The sequence below is a fragment of the Kitasatospora sp. NPDC056327 genome (genome assembly GCF_042261735.1).
GTDB lineage: Bacteria > Actinomycetota > Actinomycetes > Streptomycetales > Streptomycetaceae > Kitasatospora.
On sequence record NZ_JBHJRC010000281.1, the window covers coordinates 1287 to 11029 of the forward strand.

Consider the following 9743-nt stretch of genomic DNA (forward strand, 5'->3'; position numbering starts at 1 on the left):
CGGTGGCCCGCGCACAGGAAGTCGGCGGGTCCGACTTCCTGTGCGCGTGGCGCGTCCGGCGTCCGGTGGCTGGTGGCTGGTCCGGGTCCTGGGTCCTGAGGCGGTCCAGCTCGGTCGGCGGGCGTAGGTCCCGCGCCCCAGGTGCGGGAAGGCCCGCCCGGCTAGGGTCGGTTCCCGTGAAGAGCACGGAAACGGCCCGCCGTTCGACGGCGGAGCGCAAGCGCGACACCCTGCGGCGGCTCGACGGCGAGCGGGATGTGTGGGTGTCGACGTCCCACCCCGAACACGGGCCGCACCAGGTGCCGCTCTGGTTCCTCTGGGACGGGCGCGCCGTCTGGATGTGCACCGGCGCGGCGTCCGCCACCGTGCGCAACCTCCGCGCGGAACCCCGGGTGCACCTGGCACTCCCGGACAGCTTCGACGTGGTGCTCGTCCAGGGCGAGGCGGAGTGCTTCCCGGACCAGGAGGTCGCCGCGGGCCCGGCGGAGGCGTACACGCGCAAGTTCGGCTGGGACCCGCGCGGCGAGGAGGGCGCGTTCGTCTACATCCGCGTGCTCCCCACGACCGTTCGCGCCTGGCACGGGGAGCCGGAGCTGCGGGGGCGGGTCGTCATGCGCGACGGCACCTGGCTGGCCTGACCGGTGCCGGTCGCCCGCCCCGGCCTCGCGGGGGTCGGCCCCGGGGGGCGAAGTGCTGCCGGGGTGTCGACGGCCGGGGTGTCGACCCGGACGGCCCGCCGGCTCCTGCGGCCCGGGTGCCGCCGTCCGGCCGTCTGTTAGCGTGACCGAATGGATGATCTTGGAACGGTGGCCTGGCCGCCCGCACCGATCAGCACCGAGCGCCTCGTGCTCCGCGCGCCCGAGGCACGGGACCGCGCGACCTTCCTCGCGCTGCTCAGCTCCCCGGAGGTGCACACCTACCTCGGTGGCCCCCGGGCCCTCGACGCGCTGGAGCGCGAGCTGCCGGAGGTGCCGGACAGCGGGCCCGGGAGCTTCGTCGTGGAGCTCGACGGGGAGATGATCGGCCAGGTCCTGCTGCGGCGGGCGACCGGCCACCGCCGTCCGGCCGCCGCGGGCAAGGCGGACCTCGGCTACCTCTTCCTGCCCGGGGCCTGGGGATCCGGATACGCCGCCGAGGCGTGCGAGGCGGCGCTCGACTGGCTGGGCGGCGTGCTTCCCGGCGAGCCGGTGGTGCTCACCACCCAGTCCGCCAACGCCGCCTCGATGCGGCTCGCGGCCAAGCTGGGCTTCGCCGAGGTGGAGCGGTTCGAGGCCTGGGATGCCGAGCAGTGGCTCGGCATGCGGCCCCCGGCCGCGGTGGCCGGCTGAGCCGAACCGGGCCGAGCGGTGCCGCTCAGCCCCGCGCGGTACCCAGGACGTCGAACCCGGAGCGGAGTTCGGCCCCGGCCCCGGCCCCGGTGGCGAGCAGGTCGCGGACCGCGGCCTCGGCCGTCTCCCGCGGGACGTCGTCCAGGACGACGGCCGGCACGTCGTCTACGAGCAGCCTGCCCTGCCACAGGCTCGGTCCGGTCCGCCGCCGGAGCAGCTTCACCACCTCGACGGGGCGCGGCCCCGGGTCGGTGAGCACCACCGAAACCGGCTCGTCGTCGCAGACCAGGGTGACGTACTCGACTGCCATCGGTCCTCCTCCGGGCGCGGTCCGAACGCAGCACCGGTGCGCGGTGGGGACGCCGGATCGTCTCCGTGCGGACCAGGCCGCAGGTGTTGCTCGGTGGCCCGGCCTGTCCGCGGGCGGGTTCGGGGCCGCCGAAATGCACCGGCGGGCCACCGGGCGCCGGTGCTACGTTCGACGCGCCGGCGGGCGAGTGCGCCGGGCGGCGTTCGCGGACGAGGGGGCCGGGGTGGCTTTGCCGGATGTGCTGATCACGACGGTCACCGGGGCGGCCTCGGCGACCGTGGGAGTGCTGGTGGGCGGGATCGTCACCAGGCGGGGGCAGGGACAACAGTGGTCCCGGGAGCAGCAGTTGCTCGCCTATCAGGAACTCCTCGGGCACTACGCCAGGTTCACGATGATCATCAAGCGCGCGCACGCCGACCGCGTCCGGTGGGACTACGAGTGGGCCGAGTGGAGCGCCGTGCTGACCCGGGTCGGCCTGATCGCTCCCGTGGCGGTGGCGGAGGAGGTCGACCGCTTCGGGTGCGCGGTCGACCGCTTCCTGGAGCGCGTCGCGCGCGACGTCGACACGGTCCGCTCCCCGCTGGGGGAGGAGGAGTTCCGGGAGGCGAACGCGGAGGTGGCCCAGGCGCAGATCCGCTTGGTCAACGCGATGCGACGGTCCCTCGGAGGGCGCCAGAAGGCGCTCACCTTCTGGATCGGCGGGTCGCACGCCCGCACCGGGGTGCGGGGCTCCCCGTAACGGCCGCGGGGGCGGGGACGTGCCCCACGCGCCCGGCGCCGGGCCCCGCGCCGGGCACAGTGGCCCCGGTGCTGGCGGTGGTGGGTGCCCTTCGCCGGTGACCGGGCCGCGGCCACTGCGCTGTCCGCCCACACCCGTGCGCGGCCGGCGTGGTGGGCCGCGGCCCGGCGGAGAGCGGCGGGCCGAAGGTGCGGTGCGCATCGTCCGAGTGACGCGCGGCGGATGCGGGACGGCGAGGCCGGCGGTGCGCGGGAGCGGTGCCGGGCCGTCCGGGTCGTGGCCCGGGCAGCAGTGCCGCCGGTCGCCGGCAGGCCCCGCCACCGCCGCCCGGCCGCCCCGCCCCGCCGTTCAGGCGCCGCCGCCCCCGTCCCCACCCGCCGCCTGGAGGGCGGCGAGGTCGAGGACGCGGTCGGCCGCCGCCTCCGCCACCGGGTCGTGGGTGGCGACCACGGTGACGCAGCCGTGGCGGTGGGTGGTGTCGGCGAGGAGCGCGGCGAGGTCGGCGGCCCGCGTGCGGTCGACGGCGGCGGTGGGTTCGTCGACGAGCAGCAGCGCGGGCTCCAGCAGCAGCGCCCGGGCGATCGCGATGCGCTGGCGCTCGCCGCCGGAGAGGGTGTCCGCGCGGTGGTCCAGCCGGTGTTCGAGGCCGACGTCGGTGAGCAGCTGCCGGGCGCGCGCCCGGACGGAGCGGGCGGGCCGGCCGACCACCGAGGCGGCGGCGAGGAGCTGTTCCCGGGCGGTGAGGCCGCTGAGCAGGTTCCCGCTCTGGAAGACGTAGCCGACGTGCTCGCGGCGCACCCGGGCACGGGCGGAGGGACCGAGCGCGGCGAGGTCGGTGCCGTCGAGCAGGACCTGGCCGGAGTCGGGCCGCAGGAGCGCGCCCGCGACGGCGAGCAGGGTGGACTTGCCGGAGCCCGACGGCCCGGTCAGGGCGGTGAGCCGCCCGGCCGGGAACTCGGCGTCGAGTCCGCGCAGCGGGGTGGTCCGGGAGTCGCCGCGGCCGACGGTGACGGTGATGTCGTGGAGGTGCAGGCTCATCGTCCGGCTCCGAGCATGGTCATGGGGTCGACGGTGGCGACGCGGCGCAGGGTGACGGCGGCGCCCAGGAGGGCGGTGAGGACGACGGTCGCCATGGTGAGGGCCAGCGTGGTGCCGGGCAGGCTGAACGGCACCTTGGCGCCGACCAGCAGGCCGACCGCTCCGGCGAGCGCGGCTCCGGCGAGGGCCCCGGCGGTGACGACGACGGCGGCCTGGCCGAGGGTGTGGGCGAGCAGCCTGCGCCGGGAGGCGCCCAGGGCGCGCAGCAGGGCGAGTTCGGGTTGCCGCTGGACGGTCCAGACGGCGAAGAAGGCGCCGACGACGAGCGGGGCGATCACGTAGAGGAAGGACTGGATGGAGGTCATGGTGACGCGCTCGCCGGTGTAGCCGGGGGCGGCGGGGTAGGCCTCCTCGACGGTCAGGGTGCGGGTGTGCAGCGCCCGGTCGGCGGCGGCGAGGTCGGTGCCGGGGTCGGCCCGGAGGGCGACGGCCGTGTACTGGGCGGGGAGCCGGGCGGCGGCGGTGCCTCCGGGGGCGGTGAAGCGGATCCGCTGCCAGGTGGCGATGGGCAGGTAGGCGGCGGCGACGTGCCCGTAGGAGGAGCGGCCGGTGGTGCCGGTGACCGTGAGGGTGATGCCGAGCCGGTCGACGGTGAGGGTGTCGCCGGGGCGGACGCCCTCGTCGGCGAGCTGCTGGGAGACGACGACGGTGTCGGGCCGGTCGAGGCTGCCGGGCGCGGGGTCGAGGAAGGAGCCGGGCTCGACGCCGAACGCGGCGAAGTCCACCTCGGTGCCCCGGTCGGTGGTGCCGCGGCTGATGGAGGTGCCGAGCGGGGTGGCCCGGACGCCGGGCTGTCCGCGCCAGCCGTCGAGGGCGGTGTCGTCGACGAGGCTGCGGGCGAACTGGTCGCTGCCGACACCGGAGGCGAAGGCGAGGTGGGTGGCGGGCAGCCGGCGCAGGGCGGAGACGGTGTCGTCGCCGAGGCCGGTGGTGAAGCCGGAGACCACGCCGACGAGGGCGGCGACCAGGACGACGACGCTGCCCATGAGGAGGAAGCGGCCGCGGGCCGCTTTCAGTTCGAGCAGGGCGAGGAGCACGGGGGTGCCCTTTCGGAATCTTGGGGACTATATGTCCCCAAGATAGAAGATGGCGACACCGAGTCCCCAAGTGGGGTCGAACGGTCTCCATCGGGGCAGGTCAGGGCCGATCGGGCCGATCGGAGGCGGGGTTCCCTACACTGGCGTCCGTGCCCCGGATCAGTGCCGCCACCGTCGCCGACCACCGCGCGCAGCAACGCGCCGCGCTGGTCGTCGCCGCGCGCGAGCTGCTGGAGGAGGGCGACGCCGCCGCGGTGACCTTCGGAGCCGTGGCCGCGCGGCTGGGCCTGGCCCGCAACAGCGTCTACAAGTACTTCGCCGACCGCGCCGAGCTGCTGGAGGAGGTGGTCCGCGAGGTCACCCCGCGCTGGACCGCCCGCATCCACGCCGAGATGGCCGCCGCCCCGCCCGCCCCCGCCGAGCAGGTCGCGGCGTACGTGCGGGCGCAGCTGGCGCTGGTCCGCGACGGCGAGCACCGGATCGCCCGCGCCCTGGCCGGCGACCGCGACGCGGCGGTGCTGCGGCGCGGTGCGGCCGAGGCGCACGCCGAGATCATGCGGCCGCTGACCGAGGCGCTCGCCGCCCTCGGCGACCGGGACCCGCTCCGCACCGCCCGGCTGCTCCAGGGGCTGGTGAACGCGGCGACCGGGCTGATCGAGTCCGGGGACTCCTACGAGGCCGTGGCCGAACGCACCGTCGCCCTGACGGCGGGCGCCGTCGCGACCCTCGGCGCCGCCTGAGACCCCCGGCGGCCGAACGCCCGGAGGCGCCCCGGGGACGCGGTGATCACGGCCCCGGGTTGGCGGTGCCCCGGGCAGACTTCGGGCGGCCGGTCCGGGCACCGGAGCGGAGCGGCCGGGCAGCATCGCCGGGCCTTCGCTGACATACCGTCAACTCCCTTGTCAGGCTTGCCGCGAGGGCCCGGCGACCGCACTCGCCGGGGGCCGGTCGCCGGCGCGCGGTCGGCGGCCGGACCCTCACTCCCGGTCGCCCGGTGGGGGCGGCACGTGATCCGGAGGTCAGTGATGGGCATGGGAACCAGGAAGCTCGGAAGGGCCGCGGCTGCGGCGGCCGTGGTCGCCGCCACCGTGGCGGGCGGCGTGGTCGGCGCGGCGGGGAGCGCCGACGCGTCGGGGATCGCGAGGATCATCGAGCGTCCCGAGTGCAAGAAGTCGAAGATCACCGTGGAGACGTGGGCCGTTTCCCAGTGGGACGCGAAGTACCTCTGCGGTGGCGGGTTCGGGGAGAAGGCCCCGGTCTTCAGGCTCAACGACGGCACGGAGCAGACGTTCTTCGTCGGAGCGGACCGGGCGGTGTGGACCTTCTGGTTCCCGCCGCGCGGCAGCGCGGGGCTGGCCTCGCTCGGCGGCGCGGTCACGTCCGACCCCCGGATCGTCGCCTACGAGGGTGACTTCATCCAGTTGGACGTGAAGGGCACGGACGGCAAGCTCTGGTACAACAACCGCAACACCAACGGCGTCTGGACCGGCTGGTTCCGCTAGGGGCGGGCGAAGGGTGGAGGCCGTCCGGTCCGGCTGCCGGGGCGGACGGCCGCGGCCGCTGTTGCGGGTGGTCCGGGAAGACTCCGGCCCGCCGCTCAATGGCGACGGGCCGTCAGAAACAGTGCGAGGCTCGGACTGAGGGCTGGGGCCTGCGTACTCCGGGAGCCGAGCACAACAGGTCGACCACCGGCCGCCGGGGCTCCGGGTGCGGCGGCCCGCCCGGCCCCGTCGGTCGCGAGCCGTGCCCGGTTCGCTGCGTATAGTGACGCTGCCTCCGGGCTCGGGGCTCGATCGGTGACGCATCCTCGGAGATCACATGGCTCGCCTGCGCACACAGTTGGCCCTGGTCGGCTCGGCCGCCGCGCTCACCGCAGGGGCGGCCGTTCCGGTACAGCCCGCGCGCTCCGCCGAGGCGGCGGAGCGCCGGTGGGTCGCGATGGGCGACTCCTACGCCGCCGGGGTCATCCCGGCGGCGGGGAGCGTCTTCGAGGTCCCGCGCGACGGCTGCGAGCGCACCGACCAGTCCTACCCGCAGGTCGTCGCGCGCCACGTCGGCGGGCTCGTCCGGCTGACCGACGTCAGCTGCGGCGCCGCCACCATCGCGAACGTCACCGACGAGGCGCAGGCCCCGATCGGCCACCAGCTGCCGCCCTACTCCGAGGACCCGGGCTACCCCTTCCCCCCGGTGCCGCCCCAGTCCGCGGCGGCGGGCCCCGGCACCGACGTCATCACCGTCGGCGTGGGCGGCAACACCCTTGGCCTCGCCGGCATCATCACCCGGTGCGCGGCGCTCGGCCACACGAGCGGCGGCGAGGGCACCCCGTGCGAGGACGCCCTGTCCGACGGCGTCGCGGCCCGGCTGGAGAAGGTGCGCAGGGAGTACGGCCGGATGCTCGCCGTGCTGCACGAGCGCTCCCCGCGCGCGGCGATCCTGGCCGTCGGCAGCCCCACGATCATCCCCGGGGACACCGCCAAGTGCCGCTACGGGGACCTCACGCAGTTCGGCGCGATCGCTCCGGGGGATCTGGACTGGCTGCGCCGGGACGTCCTGGAGCCGCTCAACGAGGTCATCGAGGCGTCGGCCGGCGCGCAGGAGGCGGCGCGCTTCGTGAACCTCTACGACTCCTCGAAGGACCACAGCGTCTGCGACACCGTCAAGTGGGTGGAGGGCTTCGTCTCCGAACCCGGCCGGCTCGCCTTCGTCCACCCCAACGCCCGGGGTCACCGCGCCGCCGCCGCCCTCGTGGAGGCGGCGATGCTGAACGCCCTGGGCTGAGCCGCCTCGCTCCCGGGCCCCGACGTGGCCTTGCGGATCGTTGAATCGAGCGCCGCGAGCTCTCTGTTCCGCTCCCCGTCGATCCGCCCGCGGAGCCGCTGTCTGCCCGGCTCATCGTCCTGCCGGCTCATGTGCGGCCTCCTGGGCGGAGTGGCTGGGCGGCTTCGTGCTGTGGGGTGCGGAGCGGGAAGTCGGACGGGCCGACTTCCTGTGCAGGAGGGCCTGCTCATGGCCGGGGCGAGCGGGAGGAAGGGGAGGGCGGTGCGGGCCGCCGCCCCGGCGGTGCGGTCAGGCGGTGACGTCGGCGGGGAACTCCAGCCGGTGGAGGTCGAGTTCGGCCCAGACCGTCTTGGCGCTGGGCGCCCGGGGGAGGGTGCCCCAGCGGTCGGCGAGGGCGTCGACGAGCGTGAGGCCGCGCCCCGACTGCGCGTCCGCCGGACAGGCGGCCCTCGGGAGGACTGGCGGGCGGTCCCCCCGGCAGTCGGAGACCTCGATCCGGAGCACGGTGGTGCACGCCCGGCGCGCGGTGGTGAGCGAGAGGTGCAGTTCGAATCCGCGCCCCGGGGTGCGCCCGTGCGTGGAGGCGTTGGCCGACAGTTCCGCGACGATCAGCAGCGCGGAGTGAAAAGCGTCCGGGTAAAGGGAGTTGAGTGCCCAGGAGGTCAGCTGGAGACGGGCGATCCGGCGGCCGGTCGCGGCCCCTTTGGGGGTGCAACCGAGGAGCGCGGTGTGGGCGCGCGGATCCGGGTGGTCGAGGGGGATTTCGGACTTCATGGGGAAAAGCCTGCCCCCCCGGGCTTACGCTGACGGTGCATCACCCGGGCACGGTGAGTGCCTGTGTGTGTGCGGAAAGTGTCCTGTGACTCCGGTCGAGCGTGACCGGAAAGGGGAGGTCGAAATGCGTGAAATCCAGGGTGGCGACAGCGGGGACGTCCGTCCGCAGCTTGAGGAGGACCTCTCGGAGGTCTCGGACTTCTTCCGGGCCATCGGCAAGCAGATCAAGCTGCTGCGCGAGCGGGCCGGCCTGACGCAGAAGGAGTTCGCGAAGGAGGTCGGCTACACCGAGAGCCTGATCGGGGCGGTCGAGCAGGGCAAGCGCACGCCGCAGCCGGAGCTGCTGGAGGCGTCCGAGCGGGTGCTGGACGCGGGCGGGCTGCTGATCGTCACGGCCGAGGACATCGCGAACGCGAAGGCGAAGTCGCGGGTGCGGCACCCGGAGTGGTTCCGGGGGTACGCGAGCCTGGAGGTCGTCGCGGAGGAGCTCAACAACTGGAGCATGTGGGACTTCCCGGGTTTGCTTCAGACCGAGGCTCACGCGCGCGCTGTCTACGAGATGCGACAGCCGCTGCTCAATGAAGAGGTCATCGAGATGCGGGTGGCGGCTCGGCTGGCTCGGCAGGAGGTCCTCGCGAAGTGGCCGCGCGCGATGTTCAGCTGGGTGATCGATGAGAGCGTGCTCCGCCGGCCGATGGGGGGTTGGGACATCCACGCCGCGCAGTTGCAGCATCTGTTGGAGGTCGGGAGTACCCGGGGGATGGTGATCCAAGTGATGCCGCTGGACCGTACGGAGCACGCTGGTATGGGTGGTCCGTTCATCCTGATCACCCCGAAGGGCCGCCCGCAGATGGGCTACATCGAGGTCCAGACGAGCAGTAGGCTGATTACGGATCAGAGTGAGGTCCGGATCCTGAACGCGCGCTACAGCACGCTCAGGTCGCAGGCGCACACTCCGCAGGAGTCCATGTCGATGATCGAGAAGATTCTGGGAGAGCGATGAGCAGCGAACTGGTGTGGTTCAAGAGCAGTCACAGCGGCAACGAGGGTGGCGAGTGTGTCGAGGTCGCCGAGGCGATGTCGGCCGTGCTGGTGCGTGACTCCAAGGACAAGTCCGGTCCCCATCTCACCTTCTCGCCGGCGGCCTGGGAGGCCTTCGTCGAGTTCGCGCAGTCGGTCTGACGAGCAGTCTGCCCGCTCGGCGCCCCGCGGCCGTCCACCACCAGGTGGACGGCCGTGTTCTGTGGGGGTGCGGTGCCCTCGCTGTGGGGTGCTGTGCCATGGCCTCCGGGCGCCGGAGTTCGTATCCTGGTCGCGCGCCACGGCACCCTCATTTCAGGAGGAGCGATGAGCAGCGAACTGGTGTGGTTCAAGAGCAGCTACAGCGGATCCGATGGCGGCGAGTGCGTCGAGGTCGCCTGGCGGAAGAGCAGCCACAGCGGCCCGGACGGCGGCGAATGCGTCGAGGTCGGCTGGCGCAAGAGCAGCCACAGCGGGCCGGACGGCGGCAATTGCGTCGAGGTCGCCGAAATCATGTCCGCCGTTCTCGTCCGCGATTCCAAGGACAAGTCCGGCCCCCATCTCACCTTCTCGCCGGCGGCCTGGGAGGCCTTTCTCGAATTCGCCCGGTCGGCCTGAGTTCCCGCTTTTCCCGACCCGGTGGGCGCGGAGAGGAAATC

The 9743-nt window shown here is 74.1% G+C and carries 13 protein-coding genes; 9 read left to right on the forward strand and 4 right to left on the reverse strand.

Translation table 11 applies throughout. From position 1 onward, the window contains the following. The first annotated feature begins 176 nt into the window (after window positions 1-176). Both ACFCX4_RS29485 and ACFCX4_RS29490 read left to right on the forward strand, forming a co-directional pair. Complete coding sequence (locus ACFCX4_RS29485; RefSeq protein ID WP_376148894.1) at window positions 177-638, forward strand: pyridoxamine 5'-phosphate oxidase family protein; 462 nt, start codon at window positions 177-179, stop codon at window positions 636-638. 150 nt (window positions 639-788) lie between these two features. Beyond that, the gene (locus ACFCX4_RS29490) at window positions 789-1328 is read left to right on the forward strand and encodes a GNAT family N-acetyltransferase (RefSeq protein WP_376148897.1); all 540 of its coding nucleotides are present in this window, start codon (window positions 789-791) and stop codon (window positions 1326-1328) included. Between the two features lie 25 nt (window positions 1329-1353). On the opposite strand, the gene ACFCX4_RS29495 is transcribed toward ACFCX4_RS29490, so the two are convergent. After that, a complete protein-coding gene (locus tag ACFCX4_RS29495) occupies window positions 1354-1638 on the reverse strand; it encodes a ribosomal protein L7/L12 (protein ID WP_376148900.1) in 285 nt (94 codons plus the stop codon). Between the two features lie 223 nt (window positions 1639-1861). On the opposite strand from ACFCX4_RS29495, the gene ACFCX4_RS29500 reads away from it, so the two are divergent. After that, window positions 1862-2377, forward strand: a complete 516-nt coding sequence (locus ACFCX4_RS29500; RefSeq protein WP_376148903.1) for a hypothetical protein — start codon at window positions 1862-1864, stop codon at window positions 2375-2377. A 348-nt stretch (window positions 2378-2725) separates the two neighbouring features. Here ACFCX4_RS29500 and ACFCX4_RS29505 read toward each other — a convergent pair whose 3' ends face one another. Both ACFCX4_RS29505 and ACFCX4_RS29510 read right to left on the reverse strand, forming a co-directional pair. Further along, window positions 2726-3415 carry an ABC transporter ATP-binding protein gene (locus ACFCX4_RS29505; protein ID WP_376148905.1) on the reverse strand — a complete coding sequence of 230 codons (690 nt, stop codon included), beginning with the start codon at window positions 3413-3415 and terminating at the stop codon, window positions 2726-2728. Further along, window positions 3412-4512, reverse strand: coding sequence for an ABC transporter permease (locus ACFCX4_RS29510; protein ID WP_376148907.1), 1101 nt, complete (start codon window positions 4510-4512; stop codon window positions 3412-3414). The genes ACFCX4_RS29505 and ACFCX4_RS29510 overlap by 4 nt, the downstream gene beginning before the upstream one ends. 149 nt (window positions 4513-4661) lie before the next feature. On the opposite strand from ACFCX4_RS29510, the gene ACFCX4_RS29515 reads away from it, so the two are divergent. From ACFCX4_RS29515 to ACFCX4_RS29525, 3 genes are all read left to right on the forward strand, one after another. After that, window positions 4662-5252, forward strand: coding sequence for a TetR/AcrR family transcriptional regulator (locus tag ACFCX4_RS29515; protein ID WP_376148910.1), 591 nt, complete (start codon window positions 4662-4664; stop codon window positions 5250-5252). Between the two features lie 291 nt (window positions 5253-5543). Then, complete coding sequence (locus tag ACFCX4_RS29520; protein WP_376148913.1) at window positions 5544-6014, forward strand: hypothetical protein; 471 nt, start codon at window positions 5544-5546, stop codon at window positions 6012-6014. A 316-nt stretch (window positions 6015-6330) separates the two neighbouring features. Beyond that, on the forward strand, window positions 6331-7290 hold the full coding sequence (locus ACFCX4_RS29525; RefSeq protein WP_376148916.1) for an SGNH/GDSL hydrolase family protein: 960 nt from the start codon (window positions 6331-6333) through the stop codon (window positions 7288-7290). 288 nt (window positions 7291-7578) lie between these two features. Here ACFCX4_RS29525 and ACFCX4_RS29530 read toward each other — a convergent pair whose 3' ends face one another. Next, on the reverse strand, window positions 7579-8064 hold the full coding sequence (locus ACFCX4_RS29530; protein WP_376148918.1) for an ATP-binding protein: 486 nt from the start codon (window positions 8062-8064) through the stop codon (window positions 7579-7581). Window positions 8065-8188: 124 nt separating this feature from the next. Here ACFCX4_RS29530 and ACFCX4_RS29535 point away from each other — a divergent pair, with 124 nt between their 5' ends. The 3 genes from ACFCX4_RS29535 to ACFCX4_RS29545 all read left to right on the forward strand — a co-directional run bounded on the left by ACFCX4_RS29535 (window position 8189) and on the right by ACFCX4_RS29545 (window position 9702). After that, a complete protein-coding gene (locus ACFCX4_RS29535; RefSeq protein WP_376148921.1) occupies window positions 8189-9067 on the forward strand; it encodes a Scr1 family TA system antitoxin-like transcriptional regulator in 879 nt (292 codons plus the stop codon). Continuing rightward, window positions 9064-9246: a DUF397 domain-containing protein gene (locus tag ACFCX4_RS29540; RefSeq protein WP_376148924.1), complete on the forward strand. Its 183-nt coding sequence runs from the start codon at window positions 9064-9066 to the stop codon at window positions 9244-9246. Before ACFCX4_RS29535 ends, ACFCX4_RS29540 begins: the two co-directional genes overlap by 4 nt. Window positions 9247-9411: 165 nt before the next feature. Further along, window positions 9412-9702, forward strand: a complete 291-nt coding sequence (locus tag ACFCX4_RS29545; protein ID WP_376148926.1) for a DUF397 domain-containing protein — start codon at window positions 9412-9414, stop codon at window positions 9700-9702. Window positions 9703-9743 lie beyond the last annotated feature (41 nt).